Source organism: uncultured Kordia sp. (assembly GCF_947489565.1).
Classification (GTDB): Bacteria; Bacteroidota; Bacteroidia; order Flavobacteriales; family Flavobacteriaceae; genus Kordia.
The window spans coordinates 1-261 of sequence record NZ_CANLEA010000079.1; the positions used below are offsets into that span (position 1 = coordinate 1).

Annotated in this window: 1 protein-coding gene; it reads right to left on the bottom strand. The window is 46.0% G+C overall.

Translation table 11 applies throughout. The features are described from left to right. A partial coding sequence (locus tag Q0845_RS27790; RefSeq protein ID WP_298521228.1) for a hypothetical protein occupies positions 1-261 on the bottom strand: 261 nt, incomplete at both ends.

The following is a 261-nucleotide window of genomic DNA, read 5'->3' on the forward strand; positions in this document are numbered from 1 at the left end:
TTGCCCATGCTGATGTTATATTTGTTAAATCAACACTTGCTACTGTTCCGCCAACACATGGATCATTCGGGTCTGAATCAGTTCCGTTCGGTGTTCCATCACCGTCACAATCTGCAGCAGCGTAAATAGCGTTGCTAGTATCTTCATCGCCTACTGTGCCATCGTCAACACATGGATCTTGTGAATCTGGATCAACTCCGTTCGGCGTTCCATCTCCATCACAATCTGCTGTTGCCCAAACTGGATTTGTAGCATCTTCAT